Source organism: Parabacteroides sp. KHUB-01 (assembly GCF_056640935.1).
Window position 1 is genome coordinate 753,848 of record NZ_CM153256.1, and the last position, 24,098, is coordinate 777,945.

General features: G+C 39.8%; 14 protein-coding genes and 1 pseudogene. 9 read left to right on the forward strand and 6 right to left on the reverse strand.

All coding sequences use genetic code 11. The features are described from left to right. Nucleotides 1–124: 124 nt before the first annotated feature. The 3 genes and pseudogenes from ACYIAR_RS03485 to ACYIAR_RS03495 form a co-directional block, all read left to right on the forward strand. Nucleotides 125–2,146: pseudogene (locus ACYIAR_RS03485) on the forward strand (TonB-dependent receptor domain-containing protein); the annotation flags it as partial. 220 nt (nucleotides 2,147–2,366) lie between these two features. Continuing rightward, a complete protein-coding gene (locus ACYIAR_RS03490; protein ID WP_480332178.1) occupies nucleotides 2,367–3,770 on the forward strand; it encodes a DUF4374 domain-containing protein in 1,404 nt (467 codons plus the stop codon). Nucleotides 3,771–4,031: 261 nt separating this feature from the next. Continuing rightward, nucleotides 4,032–5,138, forward strand: a complete 1,107-nt coding sequence (locus tag ACYIAR_RS03495) for a PepSY-associated TM helix domain-containing protein (RefSeq protein WP_480332179.1) — start codon at nucleotides 4,032–4,034, stop codon at nucleotides 5,136–5,138. A gap of 670 nt (nucleotides 5,139–5,808) precedes the next feature. Here ACYIAR_RS03495 and ACYIAR_RS03500 read toward each other — a convergent pair. Continuing rightward, nucleotides 5,809–6,621 carry a hypothetical protein gene (locus ACYIAR_RS03500; protein WP_480332180.1) on the reverse strand — a complete coding sequence of 271 codons (813 nt, stop codon included), beginning with the start codon at nucleotides 6,619–6,621 and terminating at the stop codon, nucleotides 5,809–5,811. Between the two features lie 433 nt (nucleotides 6,622–7,054). On the opposite strand from ACYIAR_RS03500, the gene ACYIAR_RS03505 reads away from it, so the two are divergent. Together ACYIAR_RS03505 and ACYIAR_RS03510 are read left to right on the forward strand one after the other, a co-directional pair. Further along, the gene (locus ACYIAR_RS03505; RefSeq protein WP_480332181.1) at nucleotides 7,055–8,668 is read left to right on the forward strand and encodes an ABC-F family ATP-binding cassette domain-containing protein; all 1,614 of its coding nucleotides are present in this window, start codon (nucleotides 7,055–7,057) and stop codon (nucleotides 8,666–8,668) included. Further along, nucleotides 8,665–10,515, forward strand: a complete 1,851-nt coding sequence (locus tag ACYIAR_RS03510) for an LTA synthase family protein (protein WP_480332182.1) — start codon at nucleotides 8,665–8,667, stop codon at nucleotides 10,513–10,515. Before ACYIAR_RS03505 ends, ACYIAR_RS03510 begins: the two co-directional genes overlap by 4 nt. 137 nt (nucleotides 10,516–10,652) lie before the next feature. Here the strand turns inward: ACYIAR_RS03510 and ACYIAR_RS03515 are convergent, their stop codons facing one another. Genes ACYIAR_RS03515 through ACYIAR_RS03530 form a run of 4 tightly spaced genes read right to left on the reverse strand, consistent with a single transcriptional unit; the run spans nucleotide 10,653 to nucleotide 17,753 of the window. Continuing rightward, nucleotides 10,653–11,417: a LytR/AlgR family response regulator transcription factor gene (locus ACYIAR_RS03515; RefSeq protein ID WP_480332183.1), complete on the reverse strand. Its 765-nt coding sequence runs from the start codon at nucleotides 11,415–11,417 to the stop codon at nucleotides 10,653–10,655. Beyond that, complete coding sequence (locus ACYIAR_RS03520) at nucleotides 11,414–12,454, reverse strand: sensor histidine kinase (RefSeq protein ID WP_480332184.1); 1,041 nt, start codon at nucleotides 12,452–12,454, stop codon at nucleotides 11,414–11,416. The genes ACYIAR_RS03515 and ACYIAR_RS03520 overlap by 4 nt, the downstream gene beginning before the upstream one ends. Before the next feature lie 9 nt (nucleotides 12,455–12,463). Continuing rightward, on the reverse strand, nucleotides 12,464–13,378 hold the full coding sequence (locus ACYIAR_RS03525; protein ID WP_480332185.1) for an efflux RND transporter periplasmic adaptor subunit: 915 nt from the start codon (nucleotides 13,376–13,378) through the stop codon (nucleotides 12,464–12,466). Nucleotides 13,379–13,418: 40 nt separating this feature from the next. Then, nucleotides 13,419–17,753, reverse strand: coding sequence for a CusA/CzcA family heavy metal efflux RND transporter (locus ACYIAR_RS03530; RefSeq protein WP_480332186.1), 4,335 nt, complete (start codon nucleotides 17,751–17,753; stop codon nucleotides 13,419–13,421). Between the two features lie 443 nt (nucleotides 17,754–18,196). Here ACYIAR_RS03530 and ACYIAR_RS03535 point away from each other — a divergent pair, with 443 nt between their 5' ends. From ACYIAR_RS03535 to ACYIAR_RS03550, 4 genes are all read left to right on the forward strand, one after another. Then, entirely contained in the window at nucleotides 18,197–18,706 is a 510-nt protein-coding gene (locus ACYIAR_RS03535) for a DUF4199 domain-containing protein (RefSeq protein ID WP_480332187.1), read from the forward strand. Between the two features lie 115 nt (nucleotides 18,707–18,821). Continuing rightward, on the forward strand, nucleotides 18,822–19,772 hold the full coding sequence (locus ACYIAR_RS03540) for a glycosyltransferase family 2 protein (RefSeq protein ID WP_480332188.1): 951 nt from the start codon (nucleotides 18,822–18,824) through the stop codon (nucleotides 19,770–19,772). Continuing rightward, nucleotides 19,769–20,287, forward strand: a complete 519-nt coding sequence (locus tag ACYIAR_RS03545; protein ID WP_480332189.1) for a nitroreductase family protein — start codon at nucleotides 19,769–19,771, stop codon at nucleotides 20,285–20,287. Before ACYIAR_RS03540 ends, ACYIAR_RS03545 begins: the two co-directional genes overlap by 4 nt. Nucleotides 20,288–20,456: 169 nt before the next feature. Further along, nucleotides 20,457–21,020, forward strand: a complete 564-nt coding sequence (locus ACYIAR_RS03550) for a manganese efflux pump MntP (RefSeq protein ID WP_480332190.1) — start codon at nucleotides 20,457–20,459, stop codon at nucleotides 21,018–21,020. Between the two features lie 14 nt (nucleotides 21,021–21,034). Here the strand turns inward: ACYIAR_RS03550 and ACYIAR_RS03555 are convergent, their stop codons facing one another. Next, nucleotides 21,035–23,890, reverse strand: a complete 2,856-nt coding sequence (locus ACYIAR_RS03555) for a bifunctional fucokinase/fucose-1-phosphate guanylyltransferase (protein WP_480333544.1) — start codon at nucleotides 23,888–23,890, stop codon at nucleotides 21,035–21,037. Nucleotides 23,891–24,098 lie beyond the last annotated feature (208 nt).

Consider the following 24,098-nt stretch of genomic DNA (forward strand, 5'->3'; position numbering starts at 1 on the left):
TGCTATAAAGAATTATAATTGAAACTGACCCGGGTTAAAATGCATTTTTCTCTACTTAATTCTAATATTTTTTTGATGGGTCAATTTAGAGTATAATAGTGGGTCAAGTGACTTTATATTTTCCATCAGCCGTCTGAAACGCTCTGCTTTCAATGCTGTTGCTCTCGACACTAAGGCTATGCAGAATTCAACTCAGAATCTGAGCGAAGCTCTTGCCCAGGCTCCGGGAATGAAACTTCGTGAAAGTGGCGGCGTTGGTTCGGATATGCAACTTATGATGGACGGATTCAGCGGAAAGCATATCAAGATTTTCATCGACGGTGTTCCGCAGGAAGGTGTGGGAAGTTCGTTCAGTCTGAATAATATTCCGGTGAATTTTGCGGAAAGAATTGAAGTGTATAAAGGTGTGGTTCCGGTTGGTTTCGGCACGGATGCCATCGGTGGCGTAATCAATATCATCACCAAGAAAAATCAGAAAAGATGGTTTCTGGATGCCTCTTATTCGTATGGTTCGTTCAACACCCATAAATCATATGTGAATTTCGGACAGACTTTCGAAAATGGCCTGACTTACGAGATCAATGCTTTCCAGAATTATTCGGATAATGACTATTATATCGATACTCCGGTGAAGGATTTCGAAACAGGTGCGATAAACAAGAAAAAGCTTGAGCACGTGAAACGCTTTCACGACAAATATCACAATGAGGCTGTGGTTGGAAAAATCGGTGTGGTTGACAAGCCGTGGGCAGACAGACTTATGTTCGGCTTCACTTATTCGAGAATGCACAAGGACATTCAGACTGGTGTAAGACAGGAAGTGGTGTTCGGCGGTAAATACAGAAACGGACATTCACTGATGCCATCGGTGGAATATCGCAAACGCGACCTGCTGACCAAAGGTCTGGATATTGTGGTGACGGCTAATTATAACAAGAATATCACAAACAATGTGGATACATCGAGCTATGAATATAACTGGCGCGGAGAAATTAGACCGCTGCGCTCGCCCGGTGAGCAGTCATATCAGTATGTCCGCTCAAACAACAATAACTGGAACGGGACAGTGACTCTGAATTACCGTATAGGCAAAGCACACGCATTCACACTGAATCATGTGCTGAACTCTTTCCGCCGTTCGAACATGTCTCTTTTGGATGAAGACAGAATTGAAGATGCTATTCCAAAGGAAACGATGAAGAATATCAGCGGTCTCTCTTACCGCCTTATGCCAAGTGAGAAATGGAATGTTTCGGTGTTCGGTAAATACTACAACCAGTTTATTGCCGGTCCGGTAGCAACATCAACGGCTCTCGACAATTATGTGAGAACAACAAACAGCGTGAGCGCTATGGGATATGGTATGGCAGGAACTTATTTCATACTGAAAAGCCTTCAGGCAAAACTTTCGTATGAAAAGGCTTACCGACTGCCGACAAACGAAGAGATGTTTGGCGACGAGGACCTTGAAAGCGGAGATGTCAGTCTTAAGCCTGAGAGAAGCGACAATATAAATCTGAATCTTAGCTATAATCATAATTTCGGGAGACATGGTATCTATGCCGAAGGTGGTCTGGTATACAGAAACACCAATGATTATATTCAGAGAAAGATTGTGGATTTGAGTGGCGGCAAGTCCGGTGCGGCTTACGAGAATCACGGAAAGGTGCTGACAAAAGGATATAACTTTTCGGTGAGATACAGCTTCAGCAAATGGGTCAGCCTTGGAGGTAACTTCACTCAAATGGATGTGAGAGACAATGTGCGCACAATAGGCGGCGGAACAAACCAGGAAAGCCTGACTTACGGTGCACGTATGCCGAACCTTCCATATCAGTTTGCCAACTCGGATATTTCGTTCTACTGGAACGACCTGATAAAGAAAGGAAACAAGCTGAGCCTGACATACGACAATCTGTATATGCACAGTTTCCCTCTTTATTCCGAGGCTTTGGGAAGTGAATCGGAATTTGTTGTACCGACACAGTTTTCGCATAACCTGACTCTGTCATACAGCATTGGAAACGGTAAATATAATATCTCATTTGAATGCAGAAATTTCACTAACGAGAAACTATACGACAATTTCAGTCTGCAGAAGGCTGGAAGGGCGTTTTATGGGAAAGTTAGGGTGAGGATAAATTGAGAAATTGAGAAGTCAAGGAGTTAAGGAGTCAAGAAGAAATAGCTTTTCTGTTCCAACGGATTTGCAATCCGTTGGTTAGTATTGGTGGATTTGTAATCCACATTATTGAAACAGGATTACAAATCCTGAATTACATAACCATTGGATTGCAAATCCAATGGAACGGCTCCCTTGTCAACTCGTCAACTAAAAAACTCATAAACTTAAAAACTCAAAACATATGACTAAAAACTACTTACTAAAAACTTTTGCCGCAGCAATGGCTGCCGGTACAATGATGACTTCGTGTTCAGAAGATACGATTCTTAATGAAGGTAACAACACAGACAACGGAACAGATGTAGCAGAAAGCATCTCGAAGTATGTAATTGCTGCATCAGTGGACGATGCAAACTACCTGCTTACAGCAGACACTTTAGCCGAAGGAAGCATTTCAGTGCAGAACAATGGTCTGACTACAGAAAGCAGCACTCAGTGGGTGTTCTGGGGAGATAAATATCTCTACCGTCTTGTATATAATCAGGGAAATGCAGGTGTGACTTCTTCATATATTCTGAACAGTGAAGGCAAGATTCAGGAAAGAGACAATACATACGAAATCAAACGCTTCACATCATACGGTATATATAAAGATTATATTATTACAACGTCAACAGGAGATTTGGGCAACGAACTCGCCGATGAGAACGGTTATCTGCCTCAAGGTTTCCTTGTGTCGTATCTTGATGTGAAGAATGAGACTTTCACAAGCAATAAGGATGTGATTATGGCTGAGAACTATCTTGGCAACGGTGAGTTTGTAACATTGTCCGGTATTCAGGAATCGAATGACAAGATATACAGCGTTGCTGTTCCGATGGGATTGAGTAAATACGGTGTGAAAGCTGAAGGCGGAAAATATGTGAAATATCCTGACCTGGTAAAGACTGAAAGCGGCGGTTCAGGAAGTAGCGCATATGAGAAAGGTGAATTACAGTGGACTCAGTATCCCGACGAATGCTGGGTTGCGATATTCAACGACGAAAGTCTTCAGAATCCTACTCTTATAAAGACAGACAAAATCAGCTATGCCTGCGGACGTATGAAGTCAAGATATTACCAGACTATCTGGAGTGCAGAAAATGGTGATATATATGTATTCTCTCCTTCGTTTGCAAAAACTATGACAGACAAGAGACAGCAGACTACTCTGCCTGCCGGTGTTGTAAGAATCAAAGCCGGAGAATCTCAGTTTGACGAAAGCTATTATTGCAATCTTGAAGAACAGACTGGGGGAAAATCATTCGTGAGATGCTGGCCTATCAGCGAAGATTATTTCCTAATGCTTATGTATGACCGTCCATTGACTGAAACAGGATATACAGCGAACCAGCTTGCTGTGTTCAAGGCTGAAGATATGAAACTTACTTATGTAAGCGGTTTGCCAGCCAGCGAAACTATTTCAGGATTCGGCAACACACATTATGTGGACGATAATGGTATCATTAACGTAGCAATTACAACTACTGACGGAAGCCAGCCTACGGTTTATCAGATTGACCCTGCAACAGCTACGGCGACTAAAGGAATCACTGTTGCTTCTGAGCAGATAAGTGGAATTGGTAAGTTGACGTTTGGGGAATGAATTTAGGAGGAGTCAAGGAGTTAAGGAGTCAAGAAGAAATAGCTTTTTACCTGAAGCCTTCTGTTCCAACGGATTTGCAATCCGTTGGTTGGCATTGGAGGATTTGTAATCCACATATTTGGAACAGGATTACAAATCCTGAATAATATAACCATTGGATTACAAATCCAATGGAACGGAAGGCCTTGTCTCCTTGTCAACTTGTATCCTCGTCAACTAACAAACTTAAAAACTCAAAAACTAATAAACTCAAAACATACAATGCGAAAACTCTTTCACTCTCTACATCTTTGGTTATCCATTCCCGTAGGCATTATAATATCAATCATCTGCCTTACGGGTGCAATCCTGGTTTTCGAGCAGGAAATAAAAGAACTGGCATCACCAAACCTGTATAAAGTTGAAATTCCGGAAAACGGCAGGATGCTGAAACCTTCGGAACTAAAACTAAGAATAAACGAACAAATAGGCGACAGCCTGCAAATCAGCAGTATTGTCTATCCGGGAAAAGAAGGAAGAGCCTGCACAGTGTCATTCCGCAATATGGGAAGAAAATCACTGAGCGTTAATCCATACGACGGAAACGTGAACGGATGGATTGAAAGCAGCGAATTTTTCCTTGCCACAAGACGTCTGCACCGTTGGATGATGAATCCTCCGGAAGTGAAGGGCGAAATGTCAGTGGGCAAATATGTGGTGGGAATCTCCACTTTGGTTCTGCTAGTAATCCTTCTGAGCGGTCTGGTGATTTGGGTTCCAAGAAACAGAAGAGCCTTGAAAAACAGACTTACTGTGTCGTTCAGCAAAGGATGGAGAAGATTCTGGTATGATAGCCATGTGGCTTGGGGATTCTATTCTACACTGCTTCTGCTTGTGATGGCACTGACCGGGCTGACATGGTCATTCGGATGGTTCCGTAGTGCAGCTTATTCGCTTGTCGGGGCAAGCAACAATACTACCGAACAGCACTCGCACCACAATGAAAGCGAAAACAAAGGGAAAAGAATCGACAAGGACAAAACAGAAATCACACTGGTGTGGGATAATGTTCTTGCCGGTATTCAGGAAAGATATGACGAATACAGCCAGATAATATTCCAAAGAGATATGGCTTTTGTCGGAACTAATATCTACACCTCAATGAGAAAGAACGACAAAGTTTATTTCGACGCGAAAAGCGGGGAGATTACATCGGTGACAAAATACTCGGAAACACCAATGGCACAAAAGGCAAAAGGTATATTCTATGCCCTACATACAGGCTCCTGGGGAGGATTTATCACAAAGATTCTGTATTTCCTTGCCTGCGTGATTGGAGCTGTTCTGCCATTGAGCGGATATTATCTTTGGATAAAAAAGATGAAATAGAAAAGTCTTCGGGATTTTTCATAATTTTAGAGGGTGTTGCAAAAATCAAACCGATATTTTAAAAAGTTACAGACTGAAACAATATAAATAAGCAACAGTTCAGTATTAATTTATATCGAAAGCTATATTTCTATATAAATATTGGCTGAAAGCCTTAAATTTTACAGCGTAGGGCAGTGCCCTACGTTTTTGACCGTCACATACTTAAGCGCCCTGAAAGGGCATAACTTCACTCAGTTCCGCCCCTTCAGGGCTTATTATAGGGTATAGCCATTGAAACACAGGGCGTTGCCCTGTGCTATATAATTTAAGGCCTTCAGCCAAAAAATGTTTGTGGTGGTCTGAAAATTATTGATTAATTTCAAATTGTAAGTTCTCTTAATTCAATATTCAGTTTTGCAACACCTTCTAATATGGAAATACGTTTAATAGATTATCAAATTTAGGTAATGAACTTTAATGTGGCAGCTATTTTGATTGCGATAATGTTGAATGATAGGAAAACTGTGATTTACAAATAATTTATCAAATTCCATAAATCATTTGATAATTTTGAAAGAATCATGAATGCATCATAACTAATGCCATTGTCATAACAAAAGTATCTGTGATTTCTGTAGGACAAAATAGGCTAGATTATTTTGTTATATTATTTTGAATGTCATAATTATCAATCTTTTTCATTATTTATCTTAGCAATCATCTTTGCAGCTACTTTAGCTCTATTCTTCCAATTACCGCTGCGACTGATACCTACAATATTAGGATAGTTCTTATTAATATAAATGCCATTTCCCTTATCTTGATATTGTCCCCACAAATAATCTGATGTTGTTTGGATTCCTAAGCATAGGATAGCCTTAGGCTTAACATAATTTTCTATGAATTCATGCATTTTATGGATAAATCCTTTCCTTATTTCCCATTCGTTTTTTAATTGTTTAAATTCGGGAAGAACATTATTATCCTTCATCTTTTTAAACAACTTAGTTAAAGCATCACAATTATCAGTTCCAAAAGGATAAATGTTAAGAGTAACTAACTTTGTATCAAAATTACCATCTTTACTATGCCACCATGAAGGTTTCTTTTGCGTATCATATTCATTATGACCTGTTATCTGTGCATGGTATTCATATAGGAATTCGATACAGTTGGCTAAGAATGTATGATTTTGAGGTTTATTTGTTTCGTACCAATGTCCCCCTTGACGAGCTAGTCCCCATTCAAATAATTCGAAAGGGCGTTCACCTGTATATACCAAATGGCTTTGCTCCTTATTCCAATCACGATATAATCCATGTGCAGGATTGTAGGAAAGCAACAATATATCTGGTTTGAAATTCAAAAAGCCATTAATTGTTACCGCTCCTTTATACTCGCTATAAATGTTTTGATTTTCAGTCAGCACATCAAAATAAGGACGATAACTTTTCTCTAAAGCATAGAATGCTTGACGTAATGCTATTTCTTCTTGTAACATTTTATCAATGGTTTAATCTTCTTATATAATCTCCATAAATCATGTACCACCAATGCATATCGTGTCTTAATAAAGACAACAGGCATTATATAGAACTATCCATAATTCCATTGGAGTAGTTTCATAAAATTCTGGATATAGGCGCATTATCAGATATTGATATAATTATATCGCCCATTGCTATCTAATGCATTGTTATTGTTGTTTCTAACGCAAAATTAGAAAAACCTGTCTCATTATATAATACACCTTTGGTATTAACATTTAAAAATCTATGTTATAAGCTCCTCTATTCAAGCTTTTCTGTATGCCTGTAGCGTCATTTCTACCTTTTCACGAGGTTATTCCAGCTATTTTTCATAACTTTGCAGTGTTTAATATAATAATATAAAAGAAAAACAAGGAAACAATTTGTATCCTAATATAAAAAAATATGATTACAGTAAACGGTCTGGATGTACAATTTGGTAAAAGAGTGTTGTTTCAGGATGTGAATCTAAAGTTCACTCCGGGTAATTGTTATGGTATAATCGGTGCGAACGGAGCAGGAAAATCAACTTTCCTGAAAGTTATCAGCGGTCAGCTTGACCCTACACGCGGAAGCGTATCAATGGGACCGGGCGAACGTCTGTCCGTTTTGGCACAGGACCACTTTGCTTTTGACGAATATACAGTTATGGATACTGTCCTTATGGGACATTCTATCCTGTGGGAAGTTATGAGCGAGAAAAACGCTCTGTATGCAAAAGAAGATTTCACAGACGAAGACGGAATACGTGCTGCCGAACTGGAAGAAAAATTCGCTGAAATGGAAGGCTGGAATGCTGAGAGTGATGCAGCTGCCTTGTTGAGCGGACTTGGTATCAGTGAAGACTTGCATTACATGCTGATGAAGGACTTGAGCGGTAAGCAGAAAGTCCGCGTGTTGCTGGCACGTGCACTTTACGGACAACCTGATAACCTTCTTCTGGACGAGCCTACCAACGACTTGGACTTGGAAACTGTATCATGGTTGGAAAATTACCTGTCTAATTTCGAACATACAGTATTGGTGGTTAGTCACGACCGTCACTTCCTTGACTCAGTATGTACTCATACAGTAGATATCGACTACGGAAAATTGCAGTTGTTTGCCGGTAACTACAGCTTCTGGTATGAATCAAGCCAGTTGGCTTTGCGTCAGCAACAGCAGCAAAACAAGAAGGCTGAGGAAAAGAAGAAAGAGTTGGAAGAATTCATCCGCCGATTCAGTGCCAATGTTGCCAAATCAAAGCAGACAACAAGCCGCAAGAAGATGTTGGAAAAACTCAATATCGAAGAAATCAAACCTTCTTCACGCCGTTATCCGGGTATTCTGTTCACTCCAAACCGTGAACCTGGAAACCAGATTCTGGAAGTCAAAGGACTTACAAAATCAATTGAAGGTCAGTATCTGTTCCGTGACTTGAATTTCAATGTAGAAAAAGAAGACAAGATTGTTTTCATCAGTAAGGATCCACGTGCGATGACTGCATTGTTCCAGATTATCAACGGTGAGGAAAAACCTGATGCCGGAACTTATCAGTGGGGACAGACTATCACAACTACATATCTGCCATTGGACAACTCAGCATATTTCAATTCTGACTTCAATCTGATTGAATGGTTGAGCCAGTTCTCTCCGGATACAAACGAAGTGTTCCTGAAAGGCTTCCTTGGAAGAATGTTGTTCTCAGGCGAAGAATTGCTGAAGAAAGTAAGCGTTCTTTCCGGAGGTGAAAAGATGCGTTGTATGATTTCAAGAATGATGCTTACAGATGCAAACTGTCTGATACTTGATACGCCTACAAACCATTTGGATTTGGAATCTATTCAGGCGTTCAACAACACGTTGAAAGTATTTAAGGGTAATATCCTGTTCTCAAGCCATGACCACGAATTCATTCAGACTGTGGCTAACAGAATTATTGAGCTTACTCCAAACGGTATCATTGACAAGATGATGGATTATGATGATTATATCTCAGATCCAGCAATAGCTGAATTGCGCGAGAAATTATACAGATGAAACAAAGATTATTATTCATTGTCTCACTTTTCATAGCATGGCTACCGGTTTTTGCAATACAAAAACCGGTATTCATGTTATATAACAGTACATTGGAGAACGCCTGTTCTCCAATAAATTACCTTAAGGTAATTGCCCACGGTCTTTTGCTTGACTGCACAGTTTCGGGCTATCTCACTGCCCTCCCATTGCTACTTACAATATTGACAGTTTGGTTTCCGGGGAAATGGTTCAAAGCATTTCTAAAAGGATATTTCATAACCATGGCAATATTGATTTCAGCAATATTCTGTGTTGATATAGCATTATATCCTTATTGGGGATTCAGGTTGGATTCAACTCTGTTCTTCTATCTCCAATCGCCTAAGGATGCTATGGCAAGCGTTCCGATGTTCACGTTAATTGTACAGATACTGGCATTTGCCGTGTATGCTGTGGCAATTTATCAGTTCATGAATAGGACTGTTCTGAAACTTGCCCCTGTTTCTACATGCAACAAACGGATATTAAGCTCTTTACTCTTAATTATTTCAGGTGGAATAATGTTCATTCCTATAAGAGGAGGTGTCACAACTTCAACGGCAAACGTCGGTATGGTATATTTCAGCGACAACCAGTTTCTGAACCATTCTGCCATAAATCCTTGTTTCAGCCTTATGACTTCACTGTCGAAACAACAGGATTTTGCCGAACAGTTCAATTTCTATCCTGAAGAAGAAAGAGAAGAAATATTCAAAAGTATATACAGCAAGCCAGACAGTTGCAAAAATTCGCCGTGCAAGAAAGAGATTCTGAACACAAAACGTCCGAATGTTCTCCTTATTATTTTGGAAAGCTTCTCAGCAAATACGATTGAAGCATTGGGAGGAGAAAAGGATATAGCTCCTAATCTTAACAGATTATGCAAGGAAAGCGTTGTGTTCAGTAATGCATATGCCAATTCTTTCCGTACAGACAGAGGAACTGTTGCAATCCTGAACGGTTATCTTGCCCAACCTACAACGTCAATAATGAAATATCCGGCAAAAAGCCAAACTTTGCCATCAATTGCCAAAAGCCTTGGTGAAGCAGGATATGCATCTGATATGCTGTATGGCGGTGACATTAATTTCACCAATATGCAGAGTTATTTCTTCAGTTCGGGTTATAGCAAAATAACTTCAGACAAGGACTTCCCGATTACAAGCCGATTAAACAAATGGGGAGCAAATGATGATATTACATTCAAACATTTGTATGAAGAAATAAGAAGCAGGGAAAACGAGGAATCTCCATGGTTCACAACATTCCTGACGTTGAGCAGTCACGAACCATTTGAAGTTCCTTTCCACAAGTTTGAAGACAAATATTTGAATTCTGTGGCGTTCACAGACAGTTGCCTTGGTAATTTTATTGACAAAATACGCCTGTCTTCTGTTTGGGATGATATGCTGGTGATACTTGTTGCCGACCATGGATACAAATATCCTTACAGCACACAGGAGTTTGAACCAGGAAGATATCATATACCTGTTATATGGACTGGTGGAGCAATAAAGAATGCAGAGGTGTTTGATATGTTCTGCAACCAGACAGATATTGCAGCTACACTCTTGGGTCAGCTGGATATCCAACATAAGGAATTCCGTTTCAGCAAGGATTTGCTTTCATGTCATGGAAAGGATTTCAGTTTCTACACTTTCATAAACGGATTCGGCTTTATGAACAGTGAAGGATATACAGTATTTGACAACGAAGGAAACAAGACACTCATTGAATCAGGTGATTCAGAAGAGCAATCCGAAGAAAGACTTAAATCCGGAAAAGCTTTGCTGCAGACGTTGTATGATGATATGGGGAGAAGGTGATAATGAGTTGACAAGGGTTCAGATACGAGTTGACAAGGGAGATTAATGCTCTTTGTTTTTAAGGAGTCAAGAAGTCAAGTAGAAATATCTTTTATCTGAAGCCTTGTCAACTCGTTAACTCGTCAACTGATAATATTTCAAAACCACTCCTTAAATTCCGACACCTTAGCCTTACTTATTATAATTCTCTCAGAAGTAGGAACCTTAAGATTGATTGCAAGACGGCCATTGAACCATACACAAGCATCAGCAACCGATTTCTTTGAAATCAGATATTGACGGTTAGCCCTGAAAAACAATTTAGGATTCAATTGTTCCGTTATCTCGTCCAATGTCTGTGAGAATACAAATTCATTATTATTCACATCGACAGCCTTAACTGTTCCTTCTGCAATATAGAAATAAAGAATAGAATCAACAGAAAGAGGAATCAGCTTATCCCGTACGGGAACAAGGAAATGGGTTTTATAACTTTCCTCACGCTTTAATTCCTTTATTATAGACAAATAATCTACAGGCTTTGTGCCTTCATTTTTTTGTTTGGAATTACAGAAAAGAGAAAGCTTGTCCAAAGCTTTTTTAAGCTCTGTCCTGCTGATAGGCTTCAGAAGATAATCTACACTGTTTACCTTGAAGGCACGCAAAGCATACTCATCATAGGCTGTTGTGAAAATCACTGGACATTCAATATCAACAATGTCAAATATATCAAAGGCAGAGCCATCGGCAAGATGAATATCCATAAATACCAAATCAGGTGTAGGATTAGAGCGAATCCAATCCACACAGTCAGCAATGCTGTCAACTTCACCGACAACTTCTATATCATAGTCCACTTCTTCGATGACAGCTTTCAAATTGCGTAAAGCAGCTTTTTCGTCTTCTATAATCAATGCTTTCATATCAAAGGCAGAATAACAGTGAAACAATTGTCTTCTTCTTTAATCTCAATATTCTTCTTGTAAAGCAACAGATACCTTTGTGAAAGGTTGTTCAATCCTATTCCGGTATTTTGGATATGGTCCTTTCTTGGACGGATAGGATTAGTCACCTTTATTGCATTTCCTTCCGTATGTATTCTGACATGAAGCGAATTTCTGTTACTTATCTCGTTATGCTTTACTGCATTTTCAATCAGCAGCTGTACAGCCATCGGAGGAAGTTTCAAAGAAAGACATTCCTGATTTATATCAATATCTATCTTAAGATTTTCCTCATATCTCATTTGTAAAAGATATATATAGGAATTCACAAAATCCATTTCCTCACGTAAAGAAACCGATGGAGATTCGTTTACCTGCAATGTATATCTCAACACGCGTGACAACTCCTGAAGATAGTCCTGCGCCTTATCCGGAGTTTCACGTATCAGAGAATACAAGGTATTCAAAGAGTTGAAAAGCATATGAGGATTGAGCTGACTCTTCAACGATTCATACTGATTTATAAGATTCTCCGTTCTGAGCTGCTGATTTTCAAGAAGCATCTTACGCCTTTTCAAATTCTGGCTAGTAAGATAGACCGTACCGGTAACGACACAGGAAATAAGGAAATCACGCAACGGATGAGAATAATAATGTATAATCTCATCAATTGCAGGAATATTCAGGTTACGGTGAAGATAAATAAATGCATCACTCAGTAAATTATTTATAACCCAAGTTATTATGAATGAATAAACGGCTTTCTTCCAATCAATATATACAAGGTCGGAATTAAAATGGAACACCTTTACATTCACATAGAACAAAATCAGCAACGACAAATATGTAAACAGGACTTCGCTTATAACATCAGCAAAGTGCATTTCAGGGAACAAAACTCCTTTTCCCGAAAAGTTGGATATAGTTATCAACTCCGGAAAATGAGTAAGGAATGCCACCAAAATAGAGATGACATTCACTAACAATATAAATCTGTCGGGCTTCTTATGTTTCATACGACAAAGTTATTCTTTTCCGGCGATTTTTGCACTAACATACATTCCTGGGCGGAATTTATCATTAGCTTTTTCTATCTCGGCATAAGCCTTGATTGAACGGTTTGAAGAATCAACCATCTGATCAATGAGTATCACTTTCGCAAAATATTTATCTCCAGAAATACCATTTACCGAAAACTCTATTCTGTCGCCGATATGAAGCGGGGCAAGGTCTTTCTCATAGACTGTCAGGAGAATCATTGGGTTTGTTTTGTCAATGACATCGCAGACAGGTTCACCTACATTGAAGTATTTACCAACATTGATATTCATATTAGTGACATAACCACTCAAAGGAGATTTTACTTCGAGGTAAGGGATTATTCCACTATTCAACAGAGAAGCCACATCAACACCAAGAATTTTAAGCTGGGCAGCAGAAGCCTCCATCTTGCTCTTCATAGACAAATATTCAGCCTTGCTTTGCTGCAGGCGTTTTTGGGAAGCAGCCTCTTTGGATGCAAGATTCTGCTGACGGATATATTCTTTTTCAAGGAATTCACTCTGTGCTGTAGCTTCAAGGTATGTCTGCTGAAGATTTATGAAATCAGGATTCTCAAGAGTTGCCAGAACCTCACCTTTCTTCACATAATGTCCGGGCAAGAGAGATGTTGAATGAACAGAACCTCCCATAGTAAGTGTTACAGTTGCCTGCTGGCTAGGGGGAAGAATTACCACACCATTGAAACCTGGAATATTAGACACAGCAGTTGCTGAGCTTACAGCGTCAGTTTCGGCAAGAGTGCTGTCTGGTGTTTCCATTACTGATTCAACCTCTGCATCTGAGTTCTGAACGGGAACAGTAGCCTCTGCTTTGTCTTGCTTGGAACATGAGAAAAATAATGTTGATAATATTGCCAATGATAAATATATTCTTTTCATAATTAAAAATTATTTTCGATAATTAATAGCTTCATTTTCTTTATTCTGTATATAGTTCTATTTCAAGAACCGACACATTATAGTCATATACTGTCTGAATATAGTTTCTGCGTATGTCACGTGCAGATTTAAGACTCTGAACAAATTCCGTGATATTGATCTCACTCTCTTCAAACTTAAGCAAAGCACTTTTCTGGAGAGCTTCAGCCTCGTTAAGAGCTGCATGGGAATAATAGTCGAGACGTTCACGCTGCATTCTGATAAGCTTATACAGTTCCTCAACCTTATTTCCAAGTTTTATCTTGTTATCCTCAGCTTCCCAACGGGCAATCTGCATAGAAGCTTTTGCCTGTTTAATCTTGCTTTGCTGAGAGAAGAAAAATACAGGGAACGAAATACCGACCATCCATGAATTCAATCCATTAAGAGGAGAAATCTTCTGACGGACATATCCGGCTGATATTTCCGGGAAAAAGCGGCTTCGCTCGATATTCACCATATTCTTTTTCTCTTCAATCTGACTATTGAAATAGTTAAGGTGACTTTGAGAAAGTATGTCATAATCTTTTTTCAAAGGCAATATTGAAAGGACATCGTTATCCGGCATTATATCCATACCGGCATAGCAAGCCCACGAAAAACGGCGTATTGCAAGAGAGAGCTCTTCCCTAGCCTGTATCCAGTCCGAATGGAGACCGGCAGCCATTGTTGCTATCATACTTCTTTCAGTCTGGTCAATATCACCCTGCTGATAACGGAGATTTCCACTCTCACGTAATTTGGCAGCAAGACTTTCCTGCTCTTCATACAGTTTATAAATATTATAGGCATACTGATAATATGACCATGCTCGCTTTACTTCGGCAATTATCTCCTTTCTTATCATCTCACGGGAATATTTTCCCTTTGATATCTGAGTATTCACCAAAGCATTCTTATATATAGGTGTCAGTAATGAGCCGAACGACTGCTCCAATGCCATTTCATTGTCTTTACGATATTCCCCGTTGAGTTGTCCCCAGGAATATGAAAAGGAAGTGTTTCCAAACTCCATTATGTCTCCACGAGAAGCTTCAGCACGGTTAATCTCTGATTCTGCCATTTTCATTCTCGGATTGTTCTGAAGAGCAATCTCTATTGCTTCGGAGAGGGAAACTTTCTTTTCCTGAGCGCAGACAAAAGACGGTATTGATATTGCTACAAGCAGAGCTATCATTCTTACTCCTTTTCCCAATTGTCTTCTAAGCTTCATTTTTCCGAATTTGAATGAAAATCCTCCCACCAGTCTGTAGAATACAGGGATAATCAAAAGTGTCAATATTGTGGATACAATAAGTCCGCCAATCACAACAGTAGCCAACGGACGCTGAACTTCGGCTCCGGCAGACTTAGCAATAGCCATAGGCACAAAACCAAGTGAAGCTACCAAACCAGTCAGGAAGACCGGACGAAGCAAATGCGGACAACTCTTCTTAATTATTCTATCCGTACACATCATATAATTTCCTTTCTTTCTCAAATCATTGAAATGATTAATCATCAATATACCATTCAGAACAGCTACACCGAACAATGCTATAAATCCGACACCTGCAGAAATACTGAAAGGCAGACCACGAACCCACAACGCCAGTATTCCTCCGATTAGAGACAACGGAACTGTGGAGAATACTACCAGAGAATAAGTAACATTCTTGAAGGCAAAGAACAAAAGAAGAAGGATAAGCAACAATGCTATAGGAATAACCACAGTCAACGTACTGATTGCATTCTGCAAATTCTCAAACTGTCCTCCGTATTCGAAATAGTATCCTGGTTTCAACTTTATATTTTTGTCAAGTAATTCCTGTATCTGTGATACTACCTGCTGAATATCTGCATCACGCACATTCACGCCGATTACAATTCTTCTCTTCGTTGCATCACGGTTAATTTGCAGCGGACTATTTTCATACTTCACACTTGCCACTTCACTCACAGGAATCTGAAGTCCGGATTCAGTTCTTATAAACAACTTGTCTGTATTCAAATCTTTTACTTTATCAGAATCCAGACGAAGAACCATATCAAAACGACGTTCGTTTTCAAAAACTACACCGGCTGTCTCACCTGCATAGGCTGTTCTAATAACAGTGTTCAGCTCTTCAATATTTATACCATAGCGGGCAATCTTGGCTCTGTCATACTGTATAAGTAGCTGAGGCAATCCCATTGCCTGCTCAACAAGCACATCGGCAGCTCCAGGAACTTTACGGACGAACACTGCAGCTTCTTTCGCCTTTGCATACAGTTCAGCCATATCTTCTCCATATAATTTAATGGCGATATCAGCTTTTGCACCTGTCATAAGCTCATTGAACCTCAACTGTATTGGCTGACTGAAATTGAATGATGCATCGTCGATAACTTCAAGAGCTTCCTTCATCTTTTCCACCATTTCCGCACGACTTCCGGCAGAAGTCCACTCATCAAAAGGTTTCATAACTATCATTATATCGGCATCCTCAACTGCCATTGGGTCAGTCGGAACTTCAGCAGTACCGATTTTAGCCACCACATGTTTTATTTCAGGGAATTTCTCCTTGAGAATCTTTTCAGCTTTCAACGAAACATCAATACTCTTGCTCAACGAGCTTCCGGCTGGCAATGTCATTTGCATCGCAAAATCTCCTTCGTCCAATGTTGGTATAAATTCTGCTCCTAACTTTGTGAACAATCCAAAAGAAAGGAGAAGTGCAATGAATGAGGCTGCAATTGTTCCCCATATATGTTTCAGACAAAAGCCAAGTGTTTTAGCATATATTTTGTTTAGTCCGTCAAAAAACTTGTCTGCCAATGTCGGCTTGTCGGAAATCGAACGATTAAGGAAAAGAGAAGCCATCATCGGAACATAAGTGAGAGAAAGCAAAAGCGCGCCGATAATACAGAACACCAAAGTCTTTGCCATCGGAGTGAAATATTTACCTTCTATTCCTGTCAATGTAAGTATTGGGAAGAATACTATAAGAATAATCAAGACAGCAAATGTGGCACTTCGAACAACCTGACCTGCTCCTTTTTCAACTTCAGCGTCCATCTCTTCTTTACTGAATTTCTTACCCACAAATTTCTTACCGTAAATATGAGCAAGTATTCCTTCAAGAATAACAATAGAACCATCAACAACAATTCCGAAATCAATTGCACCAAGACTCATCAGATTTGCAGAAACGCCGAAAATACGCATCATTATGAATCCGAAAAGCATTGCCAAAGGAATAACAGAAGCCACAATTATTCCGGCACGTACGTTTCCAAGGAAAACCATCAGAACAACAAACACTATCAGCGCACCTTCAATAAGGTTCTTTATTACTGTAGATATATTTCTGTTCACCAGTTCAGAACGGTTAAGATAAGGCTCAATGCTGACACCTTCGGGCAACATTTTCTGAACTCTATCAACACGGCGTTCCAATTCCTGAGTCACTACGTTGGCATTAGCGCCCTTAAGCATCATAGCAATACCGCCAACACACTCTCCTTCGCCATCTTTAGTCATAGCACCAAAGCGTTTTGGAGCACCAAAACGAACTTTTGCAATATCGCTTACGTGGACAGGTATTCCGTTTCGGTTAGTCACGACTATCTGTTCGATATCTTTCAAATCATTGACCATACCTTCGGCACGGATATAATAAGCTCTGTTGATTTTCTCAATATAGCTACCTCCGGTATTCTGGTTATTACTGTTCAATGCTTCGAAAATATCTGAAATTGTGATATTAAGAGAATAAAGAGCATCAGGGTCAATAGCTACTTCATATTGCTTCAAATAACCACCGAAACTGTTTATTTCAACAATTCCCGGGATACCTGAAAGCTGCCTTTTCACAATCCAGTCCTGTATGGTTCTCAGCTCCATTGCGTCATACTTCTTTTCATATCCGGGAGCAACTTTCAGCACATACTGATAAATTTCACCAAGTCCAGTAGTGATAGGCATAAGTTCCGGTGTTCCCAATTCCTCCGGAATCTCTCCGGCTACAGTCTGAATCTGCTCATTTATAAGCTGCCTTGCATCGAGAGTCGGAACTTTCTCGTTGAATACAACCGTAACCAGTGAAAGACCGAAACGTGAAACAGAACGGATTTCCTCCACATTCATTATATTACTCATGGCTATCTCTATAGGGAAAGTTATTAGCTGTTCCACTTCCTGAGGAGCCAAAGTTGGAGAAACTGTTACAATCTGAACCTGATTATTGGTAATATCAGGAACTGCATCTATCGGTAAAGTCAGCATCGAATAGATACCGCTGACCAAGAGTAAAATAGTTGCCAGTGCGACAAATACTTTCTTTTTGATTGAGAAACGTACTATTGATTTGAACATATATGATGAATTTATAGTTAACGAGTTGACAAGTAGACAAGGCTACAGGGAAGCAAAATTATATTACTATTATCGCAGTAAATTCCAAAGGGCAGTGAAGCAGACAAAATGGAAGTTGAAACTGCCTAAATCCAAGTTGAACTATCTACCGGTTATAGAAATCATATTAGACCACCTTCTTCTCTTTTATCAACAGTAAATTAAGATTGCAAAACTTTAGTTTTTTATATTAACTTTGCATCAAATAAATAATTTAAGTTTTGCTGGGCTTAGATTTCAGTTAACAAGTTGACAAGAAAACAAGTTGACGAGTTGACAAGTTGACAAGGCATCAGGTAAAAAGCTATTTCTACTTGACTTCTTGACAACTTAACTCCTTGACTCCTTTAACTTGTCAACTTTATCAAGCAACCAGTAAAACATAAGTAAATAAAATAGAACTAATGAAAGAGAACAAAAGCATTCTGCTGTCAAGCGCCATGCGCTACGGATTAAGCCTTGGCTTATTTTGGATTATAAAATATGTATTCTTCATGTTGGGAAACACTACTCCCGCCTTTACTATAATATATTGGGGAATGTCCTTGAGCGTGCCTTTCCTGGCATATTTTCTGACAAAAAGATATAGAGATGATATTGGTGGCAACATCGGATTTTTCCATGCATGGCAATTCGGAATATTATTATATTTCTTTGCAGCAATACTGGTGTCACTCCTTCATTTCGTCTACTACAAATACATTGCTGACCCGAATCTGTTGTCGAACGCATTGATACAGACAGTGCAGATGATGTATGATGCAGGCGTTGACAGTCAGGTTCTGGAAAAGATGAAGCAAATAAATCTCACTCCGATACATATGGCTTTGCAAGGAATACTCAACAACGTGCTTTACGGTGTATTCCTGTCAATACCGGTAGCGGCATTTTGCAAAAGAAACGAAGAATGGTAATCAGTTACGAGTTAACAAGGTTACAAGAAACAAGTATAAACTTCTTGACTACTTAAAATATGAAACCTCGTCAACTAATAAACTCATAAAAATAAAAACTCAAAAACTTAAATTCATGGATATTTCTGTAGTTATTCCTTTATATAATGAGGCAGAATCCCTTCCTGAACTGTTCGCCTGGATTAAGCGTGTGATGGAAGAAAACAACTTTACATATGAAGTAATCTTTGTGGACGACGGCAGTACCGACGATTCATGGAAGATAATACAGCATATCAAAGAAAACAATGAAATGGTGCATGGGATAAAATTCCGCCGCAATTATGGAAAATCTCCGGCTCTGCATTGTGGATTCCAAAAGGCAAAAGGTAATGTTGTAATCACTATGGATGCTGACTTGCAGGACAGTCCGGACGAAATACCGGAACTCTACAGAATGATTACTGAAGATGGATATGACCTTGTGTCTGGTTGGAAAAAGAAACGCTACGACCCGCTGTCAAAGACAATTCCGACAAAGCTGTTCAACGCTACTGCAAGAAAATTCTCAGGAATACATAATCTGCACGACTTTAATTGTGGACTGAAAGCATACAAAAATATCGTAATAAAGAATATTGAGATTTATAACGATATGCACAGATATATCCCATATCTGGCTAAAATCGCCGGATTCAACAAAATCGGCGAAAAGGTAGTGCATCATCAGGCGCGTAAATATGGTACGACAAAATTCGGTCTGAACAGATTTGTGAATGGATATCTGGATTTGATTACGCTTTGGTTCACCAGCAAATTCGGTAAGAAGCCAATGCATTTCTTCGGACTCCTTGGCAGCCTTATGTTTTTCATAGGATTCATAGCCCTTGTGGTGGTGCTTGGAATGAAACTGGCTTCAATCATTTCAGGAGATTTAAGACCATTGGTGACTAACTCACCTTATTTCTATATCTCGCTTACGGGAATGATTATGGGAACGCAACTGTTTCTTGCCGGATTCATCGGCGAGCTTATTTCAAGAAATTCACCGAATAGAAACAAATATAAAATAGAATCAGAATTATGACATTTCTAGAACTTGTAAAAAAGCGCTGTTCTATCAGACAGTTCTCTTCCAAGGCTATCGAGAAAGAAAAACTGGAATATATAATTGAAGCGGCAAGACTGGCTCCATCCGCAGTAAACTTCCAACCATGGAAGTTCTTCGTTGTAAAATCTGACGAAGGAGTTGAAAATATAAAATCATGCTACAGCAGGGAATGGATAAAGTCTGTGCCTATGTTCATCGTTGCATGTGAAGATCACAGCCAGTCATGGAAACGAGGCTCGGATGGTAAGGACCATGCAGATATCGACGTGGCAATTGCTGTTGAGCATATCTGCCTTGCAGCTGCAGAACAAGGACTGGGAACTTGCTGGGTTTGCAATTTTGACGTAGCTCGATGCAAGGAAGTTCTTAATTTGCCGGAAAATATTGAACCAGCTGTTATCATACCTTTGGGATATCCGGAAAGAGAAGAACAATTTGCAGAATCTGTAAAGAAAAGAAAGGGAGCAGAAGAAATTGTTTCCATATTATAATACTAACCACCTTCCCCGGAAAAGATAACTATCTTTTTAAAAAAAGGTCGGCATCTTTTCCGGAAAAGGTCGGCATGTTTTTCCAAAAACATAGGCATCTTTTTTAAGTTAAAGAATATCTTATAATCCAATCCCTAAGAAATTCTTCCAAATACTAAAAACCAATATAATGTCAATATTCGAAATCATCTTATTAGCCATCGGACTATCAATGGACAGTCTTGCCGTATCCGTAACCAGCGGTTCCATAATAAAGACGTGTTCAATGAGAAACGTGCTTAAAATAGGTATAATATTCGCCGTATTCCAAGCAGGAATGACTGTAGCCGGATACTTATGCGGCATAGGTTTCAGACAACTTATTGAAGCCTTCGACCACTGGATTGCATTTATACTGCTTCTTTATCTTGGAGGGAAAATGATAAAAGACAGTTTCTCGGAAAAGGAAGAAGATGAGAAAGTAAATCCTCTTTGCATGAAAACTCTGTGTGGGTTGGGCATTGCTACAAGTATTGATGCACTTGCCGTAGGAATCTCCCTCGCCTTGCTTAAAACTCCGCTTGTCCCTGTTGCAGCCATTGTGGCTATAGTAACGCTTATATTCTCAATGAGCGGCGTAGTATTGGGGCATAACATAGGCAGAAAAATTGACCTCAAGCTGGATTTGATAGGAGGAATAATCCTAATAGCTATCGGTGCAAAAATACTTATAGAACACACCATAGGTTTCTGACATAAGCCGAAGCATCAGCTTCGGCTCACCTGCATTCCACTTTCTGACAGACTCATTTCTACAAATCGAGCTTTGTCATTAGGTGGATTTTCTGTTAGTATCCGGCGAATCCTTGCTGCTGCTTCCTGATCTTTTGCCGTCATATACAAATATCCTCCTCCTCCTGCACCCGGGAGTTTATAGCCCAGGCAGTAGTCTGATATTTTTTCTATTATTGCCTCTACTGAAGGAGGATTGGTTCCACTGTCCAAAGCTTTGTTTAAGGTCCATGACTTAGCGACCAGCTTTCCATATAAGTCAAAATCACCACGCTGAATTGCCTCGAACATATCCAAGGCATGAGACTTCATCTCAGACAATATAGATAAATGTGACTGGCTGTTGAGGAACATTCCCTGCACAATCTCTGCCAATATTCCTTTTGCCGTTCTCGTGATTCCTGTGTAATAAAGTAAATGACAGGGACGGTAAACAGGGTCGGTAAACAAATATTCCGGCAACCATCTGACAAGAGGGTTCTGATTGAAGCCATCACTTGTCTGAAGCAACTTCAATCCATGGAGAATACCACCATACTGGTCTTGCCAGCCACCTCCTGTTGTAAGCAATTGTTCCAATATTAACGTGCGGTATCCTATCTCATTCTTGTCCCAACCCAAGCCGCAGAAATCAGACAAAGCGCCAAGTACGGTAGAAGCAAGTATTGAACTTGTGCCCAATCCCGAACCGGCAGGAATGGCAGCAAGCAATGTTATTTCTATACCACAACCAAAAGCTTTCAATGCTTCTGTCAGTGAATTATACTTGTCTTCAGCAAACATTGGAGAGAATCCGGCAAGCGAAAGAGCTGCCTTTGGAATAGAAAATGGAGAACCGACTTTGTTGTAGTCATTCAGTTCTTCGAATGTTCGCACCACTTCCATTGCTCCCAAATCAATGGAACGCAAAATGATGCAAGGCTCTGATGCCGGCTTTACATACACTTGAAGAGGTTGCTGCCCATTTAGTTCAACCGCAACATTCACCACATTACCTCCGGAATACATACAGAAAGGAGGCGTATCGGTCCATCCTCCGGCAAGGTCAATTCGGACAGGGCTTCTGCCCCACACTATCTGGTCTGAATATACATTCAGATATGGACGCTGTTTTTGTCCTATCACAGAACCTACAAGCCCTTCTCTAAGCAGGGAGAAAGCCTTATTCTGTTCCTCTGCACCATTTTCACCTTTCAGATACTGTACTTTAGCCCTGAACGCATGGTTATGAATTCTTTTCATTAATGAAGGTTCAGAATCAGGCAACTCTGGTAATGCTATATTATCTTTTGCAAAGGCTGAAGCAGCATCAGACAAATCAAGCTGATAAAATACACTACGACTATGATTTGCAGCGAGTGTAGTCCAGTTTGAACGGCGGAATTTCTCACGCTGAGCAACAAGTCGCAACAGATTCGCCGTATCAGATATTGTGTTTGCCGAAACTTTCTCAGCATTCTGCCATATAGATGCTCCTTCCTTAAAGTCCGGTTCCGAAATCATCCAGCGAAGCACTTTTCCCAAATCATCTACATTATTACATATCGGGAATATAGGAGCATTCTGTAAATCCTGGAAATCAGGAAGTGTAACACTTCTCTCCTTTGCCCATACGGAAACACTTTTTCCCATCCACAAAGTAGATTCATCTGACAAAGCACCTTTGAACATATCGTTAAATCCGTAAGGACGTGCCACCCATTCGTTTTCTCTCATAGGAACGACATCCACACAAATTCCGGAACCAAGCGAAATTGTCCAGTTATTTTCCGGAACGCCTGTTATTATATGCTTGTTTGAAAGCTTCCAACCTTCAGATATAAAACTGTTCTCAATCCACAATTCAGAATTTTCAGGAGTCAGAGTTATCTTAAGCTCGGCATTCTGAACGAACATAGCAGGATGAGGTTTCACCTTCTGCTGCATAATAGCACGCTGGTCGCGCACCAGATTCTGCACTGCTAAAGTTGAAGATATCAATTCGCGGCTTGTTCCGTAATGATAGAACTCGCCTCCAGGCAAAGGCAGCACAACAACTTTCAGAGAATTTATCTCCTCATCATTGTTCAATGTCGGATTACTTCCCAAAGCCTGACCGAAATCACTGTATAAATCATATTCCCTCATTTCTCCGGATTCGGAATAAGAACGGCGGGCAAGCAGATTCACAGCCTTGTCGCTCAAAATCCATATTCCTATATCCATAAGGAAAAGATGTGTTTCTGCAAGTGACGACAGTTTCTCAACCGACGGTTTCTGTAATACAAAGTCCAACACTTCAGGAGTTTCCCTTCTGGAGAAAAAAACACCGTGTCTGCTTGCCAGAATAGGGTCAACCCACAAACCATAGCAAACCACATCGGCATCAGGAATATCCTGCAAAGGAGCTGTACTGCGGATATAAACATCTCCGCTCACAATCATAGTGCGAAGTTTCTCTGGAGCTTTGTTCATTATCTGCTCGTACAAAGGCAACTGAAGATCTAACAGGCTCTGAGATAATTTCTGACCTCTAGCCCATCGGAACACAGGTATCGGGGTAAGTATTTTCCCAGAAGGAGCATACGACGGTAATCTGCGGCTCTGCCCTCCGGCATGCAGCAAAATGCGTTTCTCTCCAGAAATCCATGAATTGAAATCAACAGAAGGATTTTCATGTCTGCGACATGATTCTAGCAGCCATGTTGTTCCACCACCAGAGCCAAGACGCTTGCCCACAGGGTCGGAAGTACAAAACCACTCACTGTCATCAACAGACAATATTTTATAGAAACTATCCACCAGATTTGGAGGAAGTGAGAGTAACTTTTTCATTACGCTAGTCTTTAATATTAAATGCTTATAAACACAATAATTTTTTTAATCAAAAGTGTTTTTTATCTTTGCTATACAAATGTAGTGAAAGGTAAGTGCAGAGCAAAATAAAAAACTTGTTTTTGATTTTACTGTGCCTAACATATCCTACATTATCATGTATATACAATTCCGGGACGGAATTATCCCCCACTTTTCAATATTTAATCTATACGCGTGAAAAATA